This window comes from Actinomadura sp. K4S16 (genome assembly GCF_008327685.1).
GTDB lineage: Bacteria > Actinomycetota > Actinomycetes > Streptosporangiales > Streptosporangiaceae > Spirillospora.
Window position 1 is genome coordinate 197,038 of sequence record NZ_BDDE01000017.1, and the last position, 19,656, is coordinate 216,693.

At 73.9% G+C, this 19,656-nt stretch carries 14 protein-coding genes; 9 read left to right on the top strand and 5 right to left on the bottom strand.

What is annotated here, in order from left to right:
* Window positions 1-256 precede the first annotated feature (256 nt).
* Window positions 257-712 carry an STAS domain-containing protein gene (locus K4S16_RS26995; RefSeq protein ID WP_149261832.1) on the bottom strand — a complete coding sequence of 152 codons (456 nt, stop codon included), beginning with the start codon at window positions 710-712 and terminating at the stop codon, window positions 257-259.
* 241 nt (window positions 713-953) lie between these two features.
* On the opposite strand from K4S16_RS26995, the gene K4S16_RS27000 reads away from it, so the two are divergent.
* From K4S16_RS27000 to K4S16_RS27020, 5 genes are all read left to right on the top strand, one after another.
* Window positions 954-2,681, top strand: coding sequence for a PP2C family protein-serine/threonine phosphatase (locus tag K4S16_RS27000; protein WP_149261833.1), 1,728 nt, complete (start codon window positions 954-956; stop codon window positions 2,679-2,681).
* Complete coding sequence (locus K4S16_RS27005; protein WP_235037100.1) at window positions 2,678-3,823, top strand: B12-binding domain-containing protein; 1,146 nt, start codon at window positions 2,678-2,680, stop codon at window positions 3,821-3,823. Before K4S16_RS27000 ends, K4S16_RS27005 begins: the two co-directional genes overlap by 4 nt.
* Window positions 3,820-4,218, top strand: a complete 399-nt coding sequence (locus K4S16_RS27010; RefSeq protein WP_149261835.1) for an STAS domain-containing protein — start codon at window positions 3,820-3,822, stop codon at window positions 4,216-4,218. The genes K4S16_RS27005 and K4S16_RS27010 overlap by 4 nt, the downstream gene beginning before the upstream one ends.
* 190 nt (window positions 4,219-4,408) lie before the next feature.
* Window positions 4,409-5,020, top strand: a complete 612-nt coding sequence (locus K4S16_RS27015; RefSeq protein ID WP_149261836.1) for a TetR/AcrR family transcriptional regulator — start codon at window positions 4,409-4,411, stop codon at window positions 5,018-5,020.
* Window positions 5,020-7,266: an MMPL family transporter gene (locus K4S16_RS27020; protein ID WP_200842144.1), complete on the top strand. Its 2,247-nt coding sequence runs from the start codon at window positions 5,020-5,022 to the stop codon at window positions 7,264-7,266. The genes K4S16_RS27015 and K4S16_RS27020 overlap by 1 nt, the downstream gene beginning before the upstream one ends.
* On the opposite strand, the gene K4S16_RS27025 is transcribed toward K4S16_RS27020, so the two are convergent.
* The gene (locus K4S16_RS27025; RefSeq protein ID WP_149261837.1) at window positions 7,227-8,237 is read right to left on the bottom strand and encodes a winged helix-turn-helix transcriptional regulator; all 1,011 of its coding nucleotides are present in this window, start codon (window positions 8,235-8,237) and stop codon (window positions 7,227-7,229) included. The genes K4S16_RS27020 and K4S16_RS27025 overlap by 40 nt on opposite strands.
* Window positions 8,238-8,296: 59 nt before the next feature.
* On the opposite strand from K4S16_RS27025, the gene K4S16_RS27030 reads away from it, so the two are divergent.
* The 3 genes from K4S16_RS27030 (at window position 8,297) to K4S16_RS27040 (ending at window position 16,686) form a co-directional block, all read left to right on the top strand.
* Window positions 8,297-9,475 (top strand): MFS transporter, encoded by a 1,179-nt coding sequence (locus tag K4S16_RS27030; protein ID WP_149261838.1) that lies wholly within the window; start codon window positions 8,297-8,299, stop codon window positions 9,473-9,475.
* A 105-nt stretch (window positions 9,476-9,580) separates the two neighbouring features.
* A complete protein-coding gene (locus tag K4S16_RS27035; RefSeq protein ID WP_149261839.1) occupies window positions 9,581-10,993 on the top strand; it encodes a radical SAM protein in 1,413 nt (470 codons plus the stop codon).
* A 194-nt stretch (window positions 10,994-11,187) separates the two neighbouring features.
* Window positions 11,188-16,686: a carboxyl transferase domain-containing protein gene (locus tag K4S16_RS27040; RefSeq protein ID WP_149261840.1), complete on the top strand. Its 5,499-nt coding sequence runs from the start codon at window positions 11,188-11,190 to the stop codon at window positions 16,684-16,686.
* A 57-nt stretch (window positions 16,687-16,743) separates the two neighbouring features.
* Here K4S16_RS27040 and K4S16_RS27045 read toward each other — a convergent pair whose 3' ends face one another.
* From K4S16_RS27045 to K4S16_RS27055, 3 genes are all read right to left on the bottom strand, one after another.
* The gene (locus tag K4S16_RS27045; RefSeq protein WP_200842145.1) at window positions 16,744-17,085 is read right to left on the bottom strand and encodes a HEAT repeat domain-containing protein; all 342 of its coding nucleotides are present in this window, start codon (window positions 17,083-17,085) and stop codon (window positions 16,744-16,746) included.
* A gap of 111 nt (window positions 17,086-17,196) precedes the next feature.
* A complete protein-coding gene (locus K4S16_RS27050) occupies window positions 17,197-17,859 on the bottom strand; it encodes a lytic polysaccharide monooxygenase (RefSeq protein WP_149261841.1) in 663 nt (220 codons plus the stop codon).
* Window positions 17,860-17,985: 126 nt separating this feature from the next.
* Window positions 17,986-18,435, bottom strand: coding sequence for a MarR family transcriptional regulator (locus K4S16_RS27055; protein WP_200842146.1), 450 nt, complete (start codon window positions 18,433-18,435; stop codon window positions 17,986-17,988).
* Window positions 18,436-18,488: 53 nt separating this feature from the next.
* Between K4S16_RS27055 and K4S16_RS27060 the strand changes: the two genes are divergently transcribed.
* Window positions 18,489-19,634 carry a substrate-binding domain-containing protein gene (locus tag K4S16_RS27060; RefSeq protein WP_149261842.1) on the top strand — a complete coding sequence of 382 codons (1,146 nt, stop codon included), beginning with the start codon at window positions 18,489-18,491 and terminating at the stop codon, window positions 19,632-19,634.
* The last annotated feature ends 22 nt before the right edge of the window (window positions 19,635-19,656 follow it).

Sequence of the window (19,656 nt, forward strand, 5' to 3'; positions counted from 1 at the left end):
GGCGCCGCCCCGGGCCCGCCGGTGCGCTGCCGCCACCGGGCCGCGCATTCGGCCGCCGCGGCCGCGATTCACGCCGTCACCGTTCGCCGGGACCGGGCATGGGGCGCTCTTCGCAAGAATGATGTGTCTCGATCGAGATATGGCCTGGCCATCGGGCCAGAAGGGAGTCTGGAGTCGTCAAGGCCCGTGCGGGGCGACGGATCGCGTCATTCCGAACTATGGGCCGGGCCTCGGAGTGCGTGCCGGGCCGATGCTTTCAGGAGGCGTCCTGGCGCGCGTTGGGGACCAATGGCGCAGGCTGCGCATTGGCCTGGTCGCCGGCGACGTTCGCGAACGCGTGCCGGAGGGTGGGGCTGATGAGCATGTGCGCGTCGAGGCCCGTGCGTTGGAGGATCCGGTGGCACACCGGGCTCGGGCGGCTGAGGACCAACCGGCCGCGCTGGGCCGTGACGGCCTTCCAGACGCCCACCAGGGCACCCAGCCCGGAGGAGTCGCAGAACTTCACATCCTGCAGATCCAGGACGATTCTCCAGGTGGCGGAACAGTGAGAAAGAACATGCTCCCGGAAGCCGTCGGCCGTAAGGTAATCGATTTCACCTTCCACCCGGACGAGAAGGCAGGTATCGCGGTCCTCGATGCCGATCCGGAGCCTGTCGTGAGGATCGTGCCATCGTCGTAGCGACGTGTGATTTCCGTCTTGTACCGCGTCCATCACCTGATTCCACCTCCTGTTGAGGCGAGGCTACCCCGGAACGCGGACGGCATTCCTGAGGCCCCGACCACACCCGCTGACCTCGGCGCTTACCGGCCTTGTCCAGGCCCGCAAGGGGAACCCGCACGAATCTTTGCCTTCCGGCAACTGTCTTGTTGTGGTTAGGGTGGTGGCGAGGACACGATCCTCGTTCAGCGGCTCAGTGCAGGAAGGAAGTGGTCCCGCCGCAGGCTGCGACGTGATGGAACTGACCCAAGGCATAGACGGCACTCAGCGCGTTCTCGACCCGGCGCTGGGGCCCGGCCCCTACCCCGCGCTCGCGGTGGACCCGTCCGGCACCGTCATGCGGCTCAACGACGCGGCGCGCCTGCTGCTCGGCATGCTGCCGGGCGCACGGCTGGACGACGCGGCGCCCGCCTGGCTGGCCGAGGCCCACCACTCCCTGACCGAGACCCCCCTCTCCGAAGTGGCAGAGGACGATCTGCCGCAGACCGGCGCCTCGCGGCCCGGCCCCCTCGCCGACGGCCCCATCGGCGACCGCGTCTTCGAGGCCCACGGCGTGCCCGACGAGGGCACGGGCGCCCCCGACACGCAGCCCGGCATCGCGCCGGGGACGGTCTGGTGGCTGTTCGACGTCACCGCGCACCGGCGGCTGGAACGCGAACTCGCCGACGAGCGGGAGCGGACGGCCTTCCTGGCGGAGGCGTCCAGCCAGTTGCTGGCGTCGCTGAACTTGGAACGGTGCATGGAGGTGACCGTCCAGCTGGCGGCGCGATACCTCGCCGACGCCGCACTGGTGATCGCGCCCGGTCCCGGGCGCGCCTACCCCGTCTCCTACTGCGGCCCGGACGGCGCGGTGGACCACCAGCAGCTCCTCGTCGACCCCGCGGAGGTGCCGGGGCTCGCGGAGGCGATGCAGGGCTTCCCGCCGGTGCCGTCGCGCTGGCTCGACCCGACCGCCGCACCCTCCTGGATCGTCCGCACGGACCTGGGCGACCTCGGCGCGATGGTGGTCACCGCGCTGCCGGGGCAGGGCATGCCCGCCGGAGCGCTGGTGCTGCTCCGCCGGGGCGGGCGGCGCGCGTTCTCCGAGGGCGAGGAGACGATCGCGCGCCTGTTCGCGGCGCGGGCCGGCGCGGCCATGTCGGCCGCCCGCGTGTACGCCGAGCAGGCGTCCATCACCGACACGCTGATGCGCGACCTGCTGCCGCCGCGCACCAGGGAGCTGGAGGAGGTGGAGCTCGCGGCCCGCTACCGGCCGGCGGGCGCCGGCGAGCGCGTCGGAGGCGACTTCTACGACCTGCACCCGGCGGCCGCCGACGGCTCCGGCGCCGAGCAGGAATCGCTGGTCGTGCTGGGGGACGTGTGCGGCAAGGGCCTGGAGGCCGCCGTGCTCACCGGCAAGATCCGCAACACGCTGCAGGCCCTGCTTCCGCTGGCCGGCGACCACAAGCGCGTGCTGGAACTGCTGAACGGGACGCTGCTGAACAGCGAGTCCACCCGATTCGTCACCCTCGTGCTGGCGTCGATCCGGCGCGAGGGCAACCTCGTGCGGCTGCGGCTGACCAGCGCCGGCCATTCCCGCCCGCTGATCGTGCGGGCCGGCGGCGAGGTCGAGGCCCCCGACACGGGCGGGTCGCTGATCGGCGTGCTGGACAAGATCTCCTCCACGACCGCGACCGTGCTGCTGGAGCCGGGCGACACCTGCCTGCTCTACACCGACGGCATCACCGAGGCCTTCGGCGGCCCGCTGGGCGACGAGATGTTCGGCGACGAGCGGCTGAGCGGTGAACTCGCCCGCTGCGGGGGAATGCCTCCGGAAGCGCTCGTCGAACGGGTGCACATGCTCGCCGCCGAATGGGTGGGCACGGGCAAGCACGACGACATGGCCGTGGTCGCCATCACCGCTCCCCGGCGCTTCCACCTCAGCGCCGTAGGGGGGCAGGGACCAGGGAGGTTCACCGCGTGACGAGGCCCGCAGAGCACCACGGGCCGCCCCCGGAGCTCGACGGCTGGACGGACGCGCTCTGGGACGCCGTCCTCGCCGGCGACGAGTACGCGGCCGCCGACGCGGTGACCGCCGCGCTCGACCACGGGATCGACGCCGAGACCGTCCTGCTGGACGTCATCGCCCCGCTCCAGGCCCGGGTGGGCCGGGAGTGGGCGGCGAACCGGCTCACGGTCGCGCAGGAGCACACCGCGACCGCGATCAACGAGCGGACGATCGCGGCGCTGGCGCACCACCCGGCCGTCCGCGAGGCCATGGCGCGGCACCGCGCCGAACCGCGCGGCCGGGTCGCGGTCGCGTGCATCGACGGGGAGTGGCACGCCCTGCCCGCGCGGATCCTGGCCGAGGTGCTGCGGCTGCGCGGCTGGCAGGTCGACTACCTCGGCGCCCAGGTCCCGACCCCGCACCTGATCTCCCACGTGCACCGGGCGAACCCGGCGGTGGTGGCGCTGTCGTCCTCGATCGCCACCCGGCTGCCGGCCGCGCACGCGGCCATCACCGCCTGCCAGGCGACCGGTACGCCCGTCCTCGTGGGCGGCGCCGCGTACGGGATCGACGGCCGGTACGCCTCCCTGCTCGGCGCCGACGGCTGGGCCCCCGACGCCCGCGCCGCCGCCGACCGGCTCGCGGAGGGGCCGCTGCCCAAGCCGCCGCCCCTGCACCAGGTCATCGACGACCTGCCGCACCTGGCCGACCAGGAGTACACGCAGGTCAGCCGGACCTCGCGCAAGCTGGTGCGGCACGTGATGGCCGAGCTCCCGGCCCGCTTCCCGGCGATGGCGGACTACACCGACGAGCAACTCCGCCACACCGCCGAGGACATCGCCCATATCGTCGACTTCCTCGCCACCGCCCTCTACGTGGACGACCCCGGCCTCTTCACCGGGTTCATCGAGTGGACGGCGGGCATCCTCACCGCAAGGGGCGTGCCGGCGATGAGCCTCCTGCCAGGGCTGGAGCTGCTGGCGGAGCAACTCGTCGACTACCCCCGGGCCACGGGCATGCTCTCCAGCGCCTGTGAGTCGCTCCGGCAGCCGGTGCCGGACGCCGCCGACGCCGCAACGGACGCGCCGGGCGGTTCCGCCGAAGAAAGGACCGCATGACCGCCTTTGTTCCCGATACTCCGCTGCGTGTCGTCGCGACCCTCCCCGGGCCGCGGGCGCTGCGGATCGAGATTGAGGGTGACCTGGACTTCTACACCGCCGACACGCTGGTGGCGACCGTCCGCAGGCAGATGGAGGACCACCCGGACGTCCGCGACCTGGAGCTGGCCTGCGGCGGGATGGGCATGTGCGACTCGGCCGGCCTGGCGGCCCTGCTGATGGTCCGCCGCCGGACGGCCGCCGCGGGCGTCGGCCTCGTGCTGAGCGGCCGTCCTCCGCAGCTCGACCGGCTCCTGCACCTCACGGGGACCTTCCAGCATCTCACCGGCGAGTCGGCCGGGTCGGCTCAGTCCGCCGGGTCCGCCGAGAGCCAGGACCAAGAACCCGCCCAGTGACCTCCTGACGACCCCCGGCGCCGCGGACTGGATCCCGCCCCGCAGGTCGTCTGCACTGGATGCCACGCCCAGGGAGCCCTGGGCAAGCGCGAGGACGCTTCGAGGAGCCCGCCCGGTGAGCGCCGGCGGGCCCGCGCACTTTCCTTGCCCCTCTATTGCATTGTGCAACGGTCGGGCGTACCTTGGCCAAGTGGCCAAAGCGAATGGACGAGGCGTTCGGCCGACGAGTGCCGAGCAAGGCGCCGCCACCCGTGCGGCGATTCTGGAGGCGACCGCCGCCCTGATCGCCGAACTGGGGTGGGGGCGGGTCACCATGCGGGCGATCGCGGCGCGGGCCGGGGTGCCGCACGGCGTGATCAGCTACCACTTCCAGGGCAAGGACGACGTGCTCCGGCAGGCCGCCGTCACGGCGACGCTCCAGGCGCTCGCCGAGCCGGTGGAGGCGCTCGCGACGGCGAGCAGCGTCCAGGAGATGTTCGAGGGCACGATCGCGTGGTTCGCGGGCGGCGGTCTCGAGGACCCGTCCGTGGGACTGCTGCTGGAGACCGCGCGCCAGTCCTCGCGCGATCCGGCCCTGCGCGAGCCCATCGCCGCGGCGACGCGGGAGTTCCGGGCCGCGCTCACCGAGCTGGTCCGGCGCGACCAGGAGCGCGGCGGCGTCACCGCGAGCGCGCCCGCGTCCGGCACGGCGACGGTGGTCGCCGCGCTGCTGGACGGGCTGCTGCTGCACCTGGTCATGGACCCCGAGCTCGATCTGGCAGGCGCGGTCGAGGCCGTGCGAACCCTCCTGAGAGGCGATTGATGGGACGACGTCGCTGGGGCGCCCTCATGGCCGAGCACCGCCGGCTGGTGATCACCACCTGGATCGTGGTGCTGATCGCCTGCGGGGCGAGCTTCCCCCTCCTGACCAAGCAGCTCAAGTCACCCGACTACGGGGTGGACGGCGCACCGTCCACCGAGGCCTCCCGGCTCGTCCAGCGGTACTTCGCCGGCCAGGGGGACGAGCAGGACGTCATCGTCTTCGACGCCGCGCGCGGCCGGATCGACGACCCGGCGCGCAAGGCCGCCGTCCAGAAGGTGGTCGGCGCGGCCCGCGGGGAGGAGGGCGTGGTCACCGTCATCGGCCCGTTCGACCCGCAGGCGAGAGGGCAGGTGGCTCCCGACGGGCGCGCCACGATCGCCGTCGTCGGACTCAAGGGCGACGGCCGCGAGCGGCCCGCCAGGGCGGCCGACCTCCAGGACGCACTCGACAGGGCGGCCCCCGGCGACGGGGTGGCGGCCTACCTGACCGGCTACTCGCCGATCACCAACGACCAGACGGTGGTGGGGACGGCCGACGCCGAGCGCGGCGAGGCGATCGGCATGCCGATCGCGCTCGCGGTGATGGTGCTGGCGTTCGGGGCGGTGGCGGCCGCGGTGCTGCCGCTGGTGCTGTCCATGGCCGGGCTGGTCCTCACGTTCGGCGTCGTCTACCTGCTCACGTTCGGGTTCTCCTTCGACTCCTTCCTGCTGACGATCGTCACGATGATCGGGACGGGCATCGGCATCGACTACGCCATGTTCATCGTCAGCCGGTTCAGGGAGGAGCTGGCCCGCCGCGGGGTGACGCGGGGCGGGCCGCGCCGGCCGGAGGCCGTCGCGGAGGCCGCCGGGACGGCCGTCGCGACCTCCGGGCGGACCGTGCTGTTCTCCGGCGTCGTCGTCGCGATCTCGGTGTGCTCGCTGTTCGTCATGGAGGCCCCGGTCTTCCGGGAGATCTCCACCGGCGTGCTGATCTCGGTGGTGTGCACCCTCGCCGCCGCGCTGACGCTGCTGCCCGCCGTCCTCGCCGTCCTCGGGCCGCGGGTCGACGCCTGGTCGCTGCCCGAGCGGTGGCGCCCGGCCGACACCCGGTCCGGCGCGGGCGCCGAGCACGGCCCGTGGGCGCGGTGGGCCCGGCTGGTGATGCGCCGGCCGGTCGTGTTCGGCCTGGCGGCCGCCGCCGTCCTGGTCGTCTGCGCGCTCCCGGTGCCGGGCGTCAAGTACGGGATCGACCTCGGCACCGCGTCCCTGGAGGGCCGGCCGACCGCCAAGGCGCAGACCGTCCTCGAACGCTCCTTCACCGCCGGGGCGGTGTCGCCGGTGCAGGTCGTGGTCACCGGTCCGGACGGCGCGGCGCTGGACGCCGCCGGGCAGCGCCAGGCCGCGCGGGTGGCGGCCCTCGTACGGCAGGACCGGCGCGTGGCCGACGTGGAGTCCTTGCCCGGTTCCGGACGGGTGCTGATCAACGCCGTCCCCCGGGTGCCCATCGACTCGCCCGCCGCCACCCGGCTGGTGAAGGACATCCGGAGCGGCATCGCGCCCGAGGCCGCCCCTGACCAGCAGGTGCTGGTGGGGGGCGCCACCGCGACCTTCGTCGACCTGTCCGAGGAGACCACCGGAAAGCTCCCCTACGTGATGGCGCTCGTGCTCGGCCTGTCGCTGCTGTTCCTGCTCGTGGTGTTCCGGAGCGTCGCGCTGCCGGTCAAGGCCGTGGCCATGAACCTGCTCGTCACCGCCGCCTCGGTCGGCCTCACCGTCTGGGTCTTCCAGCACGGCCACGGCGAGGGCCTGCTCGGCTTCCACAGCACCGGGTTCGTCCAGGTGTACCTGCCGATCACCGTGTTCGTGCTGCTGTTCGGCCTCTCGATGGACTACGAGGTCTTCCTCATCCGCCGCATGAAGGAGGCGTGGGAGGACGGCCACGACAACGCGACCGCCGTCGCCGCCGGGGTCGAGCACACGGCCCGCCCGATCGCGGCCGCGGCGGCGATCATGGTGGCGGTGTTCGGCGGCTTCCTGACCGCCGGGATCCTGGAGCTGAAGGAGTTCGGGCTCTCGCTGGCGACCGCGATCGCGCTGGACGCGACCCTGGTGCGGCTGGTGCTCGTCCCGGCCCTGATGAGGCTGTTCGGCGACTGGAACTGGTGGCTGCCCGGCGGGCTCGGCCGGCGGCTCCCCCGGCTCGGCGAGGAGGGGGCCCGGACGGCTCACCCGGAGGTCGGCCCGGCGGGGGCGTCCGGGGCCTGAACGCCGTCCACGAGGGCGGCGCCGGTGGCCGTCCGGTAGTAGAGGACGGAGCGTCCGGCGCGGCGGCGGTCGATCAGGCGGGCGTCGGACAGCACCCGGAGGTGGCGGCCGACCGATCCGAGCCCCTGCCCGGCGAGCGCCACGAGCTGCGTGGTGCTCAGCGGCGTGGCGAGCAGGACGAGCACGCGGGCGCGCCCCGCGCCGAGGAGGCGTTCGAGCGCCTCGGGGACGGCGGCGCCGGCCGCGTCCGCGAGCGGCGCAGAGCAAGGGTGGACGATCGCGTAGCGGGCGGGGTCGGCCTCCTCCCAGGCCACCCAGCCCGTTCGCGGCGTGACCGGGACGAAGAGGAGCCGGGAGCCGGAGATGTCGCGCGGCGGGTAGTCGCGGACGTTGATCTGCAGGCGGCCGGCGCCGAGCCAGCGCATCCCCGAGCGCATGTCGTCCAGGGCGGCGGCCCATCCGCCGCGGCTCAGCTGCCCGGCGCGGGCGACGGCGTCGGCCTCGATGACGCGGCGGCGGCGCTCCCAGTCCGGCTCGACGGCGTGCGTCCACACCCGCTCCAGCAGGCCGGCGAGCCGCTCGGGCACGTCGGGGCGCCGCAGCTCGGCGGGCAGCGGGCCCCCGAACGAGACCTCCAGGTCGGCGTGCGCCCGCTCGGGCGGGGTCCGGCGGACGGCGGCGAGCTCCTCGTGGAACGCCGGCGAGCCCGCGCCCGGGTGCGGCGGCGTCAGGAAGTCGGCGTTCCACTTCGTCCTGGTGCCGAGGGCCGCGTGCAGCAGCGCGGCGGTGACGGGGTCGCGCCGGAGAGTGCGCCGGTAGGCGGGCAGGTGGACGTCGAGCCAGGCCCGCTCCCCGGGGTGCGCGGCGACGCCCTTCTCCAGGAGCTTCAGGCAGGCGGTGGTCTCCGCGAGGGCCGACACCACGAACCGCCCGCTCGCGAGCGTGTCCGCGTCGACCAGCCACCAGCCCACGTTTCGCCTCCGTGCGAAACATTACCGGCGACCCGGCGGTGCGCCCGACCCTTTCGATCATGCGCACGTATCGGGACCTCTTCCGCACTCCGGAGTACACGCCCCTCTTCGCGTCCTTCACCGTGCAGGCGTCCGCCCAGACGGTCAGCGGCCTGGCGCTCGGCACGCTGGTGTACGACTCGACCCGGTCGCCGCTGCTGTCGGCGCTGAGCATGTTCGGCGGCTCGTTCGCCCAGATGGCGGGCGCGCTCACCCTGCTCTCGGCCGCCGACCGCCTGCCGCCGCGGGCGACGCTCGCCTCCATCGCCCTGCTCTTCGGCACGGGGACGGCCGTGCTGGCGGTCCCCGGCCTCCCGCTGGCGGCGGTGTTCGCCATCGTGCTGGGCCTCGGCCTGGTCGCGTCGCTCGGCAGCGGCGTCCGCTACGGCCTGCTGAGCGAGATCCTGCCCGAGGAGGGCTACCTCCTCGGCCGCTCCGTGCTGAACATGTCGGTGGGGACGATGCAGATCTGCGGCTTCGCCATCGGCGGCGTCCTCGTCGTCGCGCTCTCGCCCCGGGGGACCCTGCTCACCGGCGCCGCGCTCTACCTGCTCACCGCCGTCGTGGCGGTCGCCGGGCTGAGCCGCCGCCCGCCCCGGGCGGCCGGACGTCCGAGCCCGGCGCAGACCTGGCGCACCAACGTGCGGCTGCTGTCCTCGGCGCCGCGCCGCGCCACCTACCTCGCGATGTGGGTGCCGAACGGTCTGATCGTCGGCTGCGAGGCCCTCTTCGTCTCCTACTCCCCGCACCACGCGGGGCTCCTGCTCGCCATGGCCGCCGTGGGCATGCTGGCGGGCGACACCGTGACGGGCCGGTTCGTCCCGCCGCACCTGCGCGCGCGTCTCGGCCCGGTCCTGCGGCTCCTGCTGGCGGTCCCCTACCTGCTGTTCGCCGTCGACCCGCCGCTCCCCCTCGCCGCGGCCGCCGTCCTTTCGGCCTCCGTCGGCTATGCCGCGACGCTGCTGCTGCAGGAACGCCTCATGGCGCTCACACCGGTCGCCATGCACGGGCACGCCCTGGGCCTGCACTCGTCCGGGATGCTCACGATGCAGGGGGTGGGCGCGGCCCTGGCGGGCGGCGCGGCCCAGGCGACGTCCCCCGCGGCCGCGATGGCGATCATGGCCGCCGCCTCGGTGGCCGTCACCCTCGCCCTGGCGCCCGGCCTGCGCCCGCTCCCCGACCTCCGCACCGCGAACTGAGCACGCCCGGGGCACGGGGACTGAGCACGGCCGGGGGCACGGGATCTCCACACGATCCGCACACGGCGGACGCCACCGGCGCGGCGGGGCGGCGTCCAATGAGGCATGCGCGTGAAGATGATCCTCCCGGCCCTGACCGAGGCGACGTCGCCGTTCTTCCGCCCGATCAAGTACTCGCTGTTCCCGCCGCTCGGGCTGGCCACGCTCGCCGCCTACCTCGACCCGGACGACGAGGTGACGCTGACCGACGAGCACGTCCAGCAGGTCGACACCTCCGACGAGCCCGACCTCGTGGTGATCCAGGTCTACATCACCTCGGCGCGGCGCGCCTACGAGCTGGCCGACCTCTACCGCGCCCGGGGCGCGCACGTCTGCCTGGGCGGGCTGCACGTCACCTCGCTCCCGGACGAGGCGGCCCGGCACGCCGACACGATCTTCTGCGGGCCGGGCGAGGACACCTGGCCCCGCTTCCTCGCCGACCTGCGCGCCGGGCGCCCGGCGGCCCGCTACGACTCCGCCGAGCGGACGCTCGCCGGGCTTCCGCCGGTCCGCCGCGACCTCATCGCCCGCGAGCGCTACCTGGTCCCGAACTCGATCGTGGTGTCGCGCGGCTGCCCGCACGTGTGCGACTTCTGCTACAAGGAGGCGTTCTTCGAGGGCGGCAAGTCGTTCTACACCCAGACCGTCGACGCGGCGCTCGCCGAGATCGACCGGCTGCCGGGGCGGCACCTGTACTTCCTCGACGACCACCTGTTCGGCAACGCCCGGTTCGCGTCCGCGCTGTTCGACGGCATGCGCGGGATGGGGCGGCTCTGGCAGGCGGCGGGGACGGTGAAGGCGGTGCTGAACCCCGGGCTCCTGGAGAAGGCCGTCGAGTCCGGGCTGCGGAGCCTGTTCGTCGGCTTCGAGACCGTCAACGCCGGCAACCTCACCGAGCAGCGCAAATGGCAGAACATCGACCGCGACTACGGCGCGGTGGTCCGCCGCCTGCACGACAACGGCGTGATGGTCAACGGAAGCTTCGTGTTCGGGATGGACGAGGACGACCCGGCGGTGTTCGACCGCACCGTCGAGTGGGCGGTCGGCCAGGGCATCGAGACCGCGACCTTCCACATCCTGACCCCCTATCCGGGCACTCGCCTCTACGACCGCATGGCCAAGGCCGACCGGCTCCTGCACTCCGACTGGGACCGGTACGACACCCGTACGGTCGTCTTCAAGCCCGCCAAGATGACCGCCCGCCAACTGGAGGACGGTTACTGGCGCGCCTACCGCGACTTCTACCGGTGGGGCTCGATCCTGCGCGGCGCCGCGACCAAGCCGACCCTGCGCGGCAAGGCCAGGCACGCCGCCTACGCCGGGGGCTGGAAGAAGTTCGAGCCCGCCTGGGACCTGGTCATCCGTGCGAAGCGGGCTGGGCGCGCGCTGCCGCTGCTGGAGGCGGTCCTGTCCGGCTTCGGCGGCCGTCCGGCCCGCTCCGGGCATCACCGGGAACCGGAGCGGGCATCCGTATCCTGATCACTTCCGGCGCCGGTGCGCCGCTCGGTGCCCGCGCAGCGTAGGCGACGGCTTTTGCAGGTTTCCTACAACTGGAGCGGCGCAGCGTGCGTTGTCGGCGGCATGGCGCCGCCGCCCTCTGGGCGGAAAGGTGAACAGTGTCCGGGTGCGCCGTGTCCCGGCGCCGCAATCGTCTAACAGGAGGGCTCGGTCGGGTGTTCAGTCGTGTCGCCATCGTGAACCGGGGTGAGGCCGCCATGCGCCTCATCCACGCCGTACGGGACATCGCCGCGGAGAGCGGGACGCGGATCGAGACCGTCGCCCTGTACACCGATGTCGACCGGACGGCCACCTTCGTCCGGGAGGCGGACCTGGCCTACGACCTCGGGCCCGCGTCGGCCCGGCCGTACCTGGACCTGGAGGTCCTGGAGCGCGCGCTGGTGGAGACCGGCGCCGACGCCGCGTGGGTCGGGTGGGGCTTCGTCGCCGAGGACCCGGCGTTCGCGGAGCTGTGCGAGCGGATCGGCATCGCCTTCGTCGGGCCGAGCCCGGAGGCCATGCGCCGGCTCGGCGACAAGATCGGCGCGAAGCTGATCGCCGAGGAGGTCGGCGTGCCGGTCGCGCCGTGGAGCCGCGGCGCGGTCGACTCCCTGGACGACGCGCTCGCGGCGGCGGCGGAGATCGGCTACCCGCTGATGCTGAAGGCGACCGCGGGCGGCGGCGGGCGCGGCATCCGCGTCATCACGAGCGAGGCCGAGCTGGCGGACGCCTACGAGCGCACCAGCCAGGAGGCGGCGCGGGCGTTCGGCAGCGGCGTCGTGTTCCTGGAGCGCCTGGTCACCGGCGCCCGGCACGTCGAGGTGCAGGTGATCGCCGACGGCGGGACGGCGTGGGCGCTGGGCGTGCGCGACTGCTCGGTGCAGCGCCGCAACCAGAAGATCATCGAGGAGTCGGCGTCGCCGGTGCTCGGCGCCGAGCAGACCGCCGAGCTGAAGGCGTCGGCCGAGCGGCTCGCCGTCGCGGTCGGGTACCGGGGCGCTGCGACCGTCGAGTTCCTCTACCACCCCGGCGACCGCATGTTCGCGTTCCTGGAGGTCAACACCCGCCTGCAGGTCGAGCACCCGATCACCGAGTCCACCACCGGGTTCGACCTGGTCAAGGCGCAGCTGCACGTGGCCTCCGGCGGCCGGCTCGAAGGCGCGCCGCCGGTGGAGCGCGGGCACGCGATCGAGGCCCGGCTGAACGCCGAGGACCCCGACCGCGACTTCGCCCCCTCGCCGGGCCGCATCGCCCGCCTGGACCTGCCCGCCGGGCCGGGCATCCGGGTCGACACCGGCGTCAGCGAGGGCGACGCGATCCCCGCCGACTTCGACTCGATGATCGCCAAGATCATCGCCTACGGCCGCGACCGGGACGAGGCGCTCGGCCGGCTGCGCCGCGCGATGACCGAGACCACGGTCATCATCGAGGGCGGCGCGACGAACAAGAGCTTCGTGCTCGACCTGCTCGACCGGCCCGAGGTGGTCGAGGCGAGCGCGGACACCGGCTGGATCGACCGCGTCCGCGCCGAGGGCGGGCTCGTCTCGCACCGGCACTCCGCCGTCGCGCTCGCGGCCGCCGCCATCGAGGCCTACGAGGAGGCGGAGGGCGCCGAGCGGCAGCGGCTGCTGTCGACGGCGTCCGGAGGGCGCCCCCAGGCGCGGCACGAGAGCGGCCGGCCGCTGGACCTCAAGCTCCGCGGCGCGAGCTACCGGGTGCGCGTGGCCCGCACCGGCGCGGACCGGTTCCGCGTCGCCGTCGAGGCGGGCGCCGACGTCCGCACCGCCGACGTCGAACTCGAGCGCTTCGACCGGCACCTCGGCCAGATCACCGTCAACGGCGTCCGGTACCGCCTGCTCACCGGCACCCACGGGCCGATCCACTTCGTCGAGGTGGACGGCGTGGCGCACCGGGTCAGCCGGGACGAGGGCGGCGTCGTCCGCTCGCCCGCGCCCGCGCTCGTCGTCGCCACCCCGCTGGAGGTCGGCGCCGAGGTCGAGGCGGGCGCGCCGGTGCTGGTGCTGGAGAGCATGAAGATGGAGACGGTGCTGCGGGCGCCGTTCAAGGCGCGGCTGAAGGAGTGCGTCGTCTCCGTCGGCAGCCAGGTGGAGACCGGTGCGCCGCTGCTGCGGCTGGAGCCGCTCGCCGACGAGGCCGAGGCCGCCGACACCGCGGCGGCGGGGGCCGCCCCGCTCGACCTGCCCGCCGCGCCCGGGGCCGCCCCGGCGCGGGACCGCACCCGGCGCGGCCTGGAGGACCTGCGCGGCCTGCTGCTCGGCTTCGACGTCGACCCGCACGACGAGCGCCGCGCCCTGGACGACTACCTCGCCGCGCGCCGGGCCGCCGCCGCGGACGGCCACCGGCCGGTGGCCGAGGAGATCGCGCTCTTCGACGTGTTCGCCGACCTCGCCGAGCTGGGCCGCGACCGGCCGGCGGGCGGGGACGGCACCGACGGCGGCCACGTGCACAGCGCCCGCGAGTACTTCCACACCTACCTGCAGTGCCTCGACGTCGAGCGGGCCGGGCTGCCCGAGGCGTTCCAGGCCAAGCTCGCCAAGGCGCTCGGCCACTACGGCGTCACCGACCTCGACCGCACCCCCGAGCTCGAGGCGGCGGTGTTCCGGATCTTCCTCGCGCAGCAGCGCACGTCCGCCGACGCCTCGGCGGTCGCCGCGCTGCTCCGCGAGTGGCTGGGCGAGCCCCCGCCGGAGGACGCGCTGCGCGAGTCCGCGGGCCTCGCGCTGGAGCGGCTGATCGCCGCGACGCAGGTCCGGTTCCCGGTGGTCTACGACCTCGCGTGCGGCGTGGTGTTCGCCTGGTTCGCCCAGCCGCTGCTGCGCCGCAACCGCGCCGCGGTCTACGCCCGCGTCCGCCGGAACCTGCGGCACCTGGACGAGCACCCGGACGCGCCGGAGCGCGACGAGCTCATCGCCGAGATGGTGCGCAGCACCGAACCGCTGGTGCGGGTGCTCGGCCAGCGGCTCGTGCGCGGCAACCGGAACAACGCCGTGATGCTGGAGGTGCTCACCCGGCGGTACTACGGCAACAAGGGCCTCACCGGCGTCCGCACCCGGGAGGCCGGCGGCTGCGAGTTCGTGGTCGCCGAGCGCGCCGGCTCGTGTCTGGCCTCCTCCGCGGTGAGCTTCGACTCCCTCGGCGCGGCGCTGCGCGGGCTCGCGGAGCTGGCGGACGGCGGCGACGACGTGGACGCCGACGTCTACCTGTCCTGGGAGCGGCAGCCGGAGGACCACGACGCGATGGCGGCCGCGCTCCAGGAGGTCGTCAACGCGCACCCGCTGCCGCCGCGGGTCCGGCGGCTGACCACCACCGTCGCGGGCAGCAGCGGCGCCGTGATGCACCACCACTTCACGTTCCGCCCGGCCGAGGGCGGCGGGACGGAGGAGCGGAGCGATCCGGGGGGTGTGGGGGGCATGGCGGAGGAGCGGCTGATCCGCGGCCTGCACCCGTTCATCGCGCAGCGCATGCAGATGGAGCGGCTGCACAAGTTCGACCTCACCCGGCTGCCGTCCTCGGACGAGGAGGTCTACCTCTTCCAGTGCGTGGCGCGCGACAACCCGTCCGACGACCGGCTCGTCGCGTTCGCGCAGGTGCGCGACCTCACGGCGCTGCGCGACGGCGACGGCAGGCTGCGCTCGCTGCCGACGGCCGAGTTCACCCTCGCCACCTGCCTGGACTCGATCCGCCGGGCGCAGGCGCGGCGGCCGACGAAGAAGCGGTTCCCCACCAACCGCATCGTGATCTACGTCTGGCCGGTGAGCGACCTCACCCGCGCGGAACTGCAGCGGATCGCCAACCGCATGCTGCCGACGGCCGCGGGCGCCGGGCTGGAGGAGGTCCTGCTCATCGCGCGGCAGCGCGACCCGCGGACGGGCGAGCCGATGAAGGTCGCCGTCAGGATCTCCTTCGACGCCACCGGCGGCACCCGGCTCACCGTCGGCGCGCCGTCGGACGAGCCGGTCGAGCCGCTCGACGGCTACCGGCAGAAGGTGCTCCGCGCGAGCAGCCGCAACACCGTGTACCCGTACGAGCTGACCGGCCTGCTCGGCGACTTCGTCGAGCACGACCTCGACGACGACAACGTCCTCGTGCCGGTCGACCGGCCGAAGGGGCGCAACACCGCGGCTCTCGTCGCGGGCGTCGTCACCAAGCGGACCCGGCGGCACCCGCAGGGCGTCACCCGGGTCGTGCTGCTCGGCGACCCCACGAAGTCGCTCGGCGCGCTGTCGGAACCGGAGTGCCGCCGAGTGATCGCCGCGCTGGACCTGGCCGAGCGGATGCGGGTGCCGCTGGAGTGGTACGCGCTGTCCTCGGGCGCCCGGATCTCCATGGAGTCGGGCACGGAGAACATGGACTGGGTGGCGGCGGCGCTCAAGCGGATCGTCGAGTTCACCCAGGACGGCGGCGAGATCAACGTCGTCGTCGCGGGCATCAACGTCGGCGCCCAGCCGTACTGGAACGCCGAGGCGACGATGCTCATGCACACCAAGGGCGTGCTCGTCATGACGCCGGACTCGGCGATGGTGCTCACCGGCAAGCAGGCGCTCGACTTCTCCGGCGGCGTGTCGGCCGAGGACAACTTCGGCATCGGCGGCTACGACCGGGTGATGGGCCCGAACGGGCAGGCGCAGTACTGGGCGCCGAACCTCATCGCCGCGCGGGACGTCCTGATGTCGCACTACGACCACACCTACGTCGCGCCCGGGGAGCCCGGACCGCGCCGCGCCGGCACGAGCGACCCCTTCGAGCGCGACGTCTCCGCCTTCCCGCACGTCCTGGAGGGCAGCGACTTCACCACCGTCGGCGAGATCTTCTCCGCCGAGGCGAACCCGGACCGCAAGAAGCCGTTCGACATCCGGACCGTGATGCGGGCGCTGTCCGACCAGGACCACCCGGTGCTGGAGCGCTGGGCGGGCATGGCCGACGCGGAGACCGCGGTGGTGCAGGACGTGCACCTCGGCGGCATGCCGGTGTGCCTGCTCGGCATCGAGTCGCAGTCGGTGCCGCGGCGCGGCTTCCCGCCCACCGACGGCCCGGACGCCTACACCGCCGGCACGCTGTTCCCGAAGTCGTCCAAGAAGGCGGCCCGGGCGATCAACGCGGCCAGCGGCAACCGGCCGCTGGTGGTGCTGGCGAACCTGTCGGGCTTCGACGGCTCGCCGGAGTCGATGCGGCAGCTCCAGCTGGAGTACGGCGCCGAGATCGGCCGCGCGATCGTCAACTTCCGCGGGCCCATCGTGTTCTGCGTGATCTCCCGGTACCACGGCGGCGCGTTCGTGGTGTTCTCCAAGGCGCTGAACCCGAACATGACCGTGCTCGCGCTGGAGGGGTCGTTCGCGTCGGTGCTCGGCGGCGCGCCGGCCGCCGCGGCGGTGTTCGCCGCCGACGTCAACGCCCGGACCGCCGCCGACCCGCGGGTGCGGGAGCTGGAGACCCGCGTCGCGGCGTCCACGGGCCCCGCCCGCGCCACGCTGACCGCGGAGCTGGACGAGCTGCGCGCCTCGGTCCGCACGGAGAAGCTCGGCGAGGTGGCCGCGGAGTTCGACCGCGTGCACGACATCCGGCGCGCGGTCGAGGTCGGCTCCGTCGACGCCGTCATCGGCGCCGCGGAGATGCGTCCGCGGATCATCGAGGCCATCGAGGCCCGCCTGGGGTGACGCGAGGGCGCGGGGGCCGACCGGCTCCCGCGCCGCCGGCGGTTCCGGGTCGGGGCGCTAGAAGACCCAGCCGTTGGCGTACGCCTCTTCGAGCGCCTGCTCGGCCTCGCGGGTGTCGAGCATCTCCAGGCCGCGCACCGCCCAGAACCGCAGTGAATCGTCCTGGCTTTCGAGCTGGCCGCGGAACACCTCCAGGGCCTCCGGCGACCGGGCCTCGGCGATCAGTTCGAGCAGCCAGCAGCGCAGGCCGGGGTCGTCGCGCTCGGCCGCGAACTCCTCGATCAGCTCGCCCACGTAGGCGTCGGCGTGCTCGCGCAGGAAGTCGAACGCGTCCTCCCGGACCCGCGGCTCCTTCGTCCGCATGAGCTGCATGGCCTGATCGAAACGCCGCCGCGACATGGCCCCGACCCTACGGCCGACCCCCGACAAACGGCCACCAAAAGGGCGTAGGCACGCCCGCCGGACGGGGCACGGTCCGTCCGGCGGGCGGCGTCCGGCGGGCGGGAGCGGTCAGCCGAAGTTCACATCGCTGCAGATGTAGTACGACTGGTCCATGTGCGACGCCTGCCAGATCGTGTAGACGACGTGGCGTCCGCTGCGGCCGGGTGCGCTCACATCGCCGACCACGTAGTTGTTGCTCGGCGCGTACCGGCCGGTCTCCCGGACCAGCTCCAGGTCGCTCCACCGCAGCGGCCGGGTCAGCGGGTCGTACCCCTGGCGGGTGACGTAGACGCGGATGTAGTCGGCGCCGTGGCTCGCCTGGTCGTACAGGTTGATCGTGAACGTGGTGCCGATGTCCGTGGTCGTCCACGGGCCGACGGCGTCCATGGACCGGTACCGCCCGCCCTCGGTCCGGCCGCCGCTGCACAGCTGCCCGTCGGGGATCGCCGCCTGGTGGTCGCCGCCGACGTTGTTGCGGTACAGCCCGTTCCAGTTCCACATGGCGTTGGGGTTGTCCTGCCACGCCTGCCAGCACATCGGGTCCTTCTGCTGCATGGCGGGGTTCTGGAAGTCGCCGCCCCAGCGCAGCCAGCAGCCGTAGTTGCGGGACGCCGGATCGATCACCGATCCGTGCGCCGACGCCGTGCCGGACCACAGGGCGGGCGCCAGCACCGGCATGAGCAGGGCCGCCAGCAGGACTGTCAGGGCACGGCGTGCGCGGTCGTGTCGCATCGCGTTCTCCGTTCCGGTTGCGGGAAGGGCCGGATTGGGAGCGCTCCCATGCGCATCGTAGACGCGCCTCGGTCCGCGGTCACCCGCGTCATGAAAGCTTTCACGCACCCGCGGGCGGGCGCCGGGTCAGCGGATGCCCTTCCAGAGGTCGGACAGGAGGGCCGACAGGTTCTGGACCGTGTCGCGGCCGTGCCGCTCGGCGAGGGCCTGCTCGTGGGCGCGGGCCAGCGCCTCCAGCCGCTCCAGCTTGGCGCGGCCCAGGTCGGAGACGCGCACCGACACCCGGCGGCGGTCGCGGCTGGAGTGGGACCGGTAGAGGCAGGCGGAGTCGACCAGGGCGTCCACGAGCCGGGTCAGGGTGGGGTGCGGGATCTCGACGATGACCGCGAGCTCGCCCATCGAGACGTCCTCGGCCTCGGCCAGGGCGCGCAGCACCCGCCACTGCTCGACCGTCGCGCCCTCCTCCTGCTCTAGACGGGCGCCCAGGTCGCGGGCCAGACTGCGCTGGGTGCGTGTGAGGATGTCGACGAGATCGCTCGCCGCCGTACGCGCCACCGCGTCGTGCTGCTCGGCCACCAAGTCGCCTCCCTTGCCGGTCACCCGTAGCGGATAGCATAGATGACCTGGTCATGAAGGGTTCGGCGGTGATGCGTTCGGTGGTGCGGGACAGCACGGAAGTGCTGGTCGCCGGCCCTGATCCCGCCGTGCTGCGGCTCGGGCTGCTGCTGCCGCTGTCGGGGCCGCTCGGGCTGACCGGGCCGTCCGGGCTGAGCGCCGCGTGCCTGGCCGCGACCGAGGTCAACGCCTCCGGCGGGGCGGCGGGACGCGCCGTCGAGCTGGTGCCGGTGGACGCCGGACGCTCGCCGGGAGCGGTGGCGGGCGAGGCGCGGTTCCTCGCCGACACCGGGCTCGTCCAGGCGTTCGTCGGCTTCCACACGAGCGACGTTCACCGGGGCCTGGAGGCGGCGCTCGCCGGGCGGGCGCCGTACGTGTTCACGCCGCCGCACGAGGGCGGGGCGCGGCGGGAGGGCGTCGTCCTGCTCGGCGACTCGCCGGAGCGGCAGCTCGGCACCGCCCTCGACTGGCTGAGCTCGCGGCTGCGGCTGCGGCGGTGGGCGCTGGTGGGCAGCGACTACATCTGGCCGCGCTCGGTGCACCGGGCGGGAGCGCGGCTGGTCCGCGCGGCCGGCGGCGAGGTGGTCCTCGACCGGCTCGTGCCCTTCCCCTGGGCGCCGGGCGACGACCCGGAGGCGCGCTTCGAGGAGATCGTGGACGCGCTGGCGCGCACGGGCGCGGAGGCGATCCTGCTCAGCCTGGTCGGCCGGGACCTCGTCGTGTTCAACCGGGTGTTCGCCGCCTCGCGGCTGTCGGCCCGGGTCGTCCGGCTGTCGGGGGCCCTGGAGGAGAACGTCCTGCTCGCCTCCGGCGGCGACGACACCGGGGAGCTGTACTCGGCGATGCGGTCGTTCGCGGGGCAGGGCGACGAGCGGCAGATCGCGCTGGCCGAGCGGTACCGCTCGGCGTTCGGCGAGGTCGCGCCCGTCCTCGACGTCTACGCGGAGGGCTGCTACGACGGCGTCCACCTGCTGGCGGCCCTGGCCGCCGCGGGGATGCTGGGCGTGCGGCATGGGAGGGCCGCCTCGGCGCGGCTGCTGGCGGGCGCCGACCCCGTCGCCCGGCACGCCTGGGCGGCCGCGCCGCTCGGGCCGCCGCGGCCGGAACGCTATCTGGCCAGGGCGGACGGCCTGGACCTCACCGTGGTCACGCGCCTCTGATCTTTACCAGACGAAACCTTTC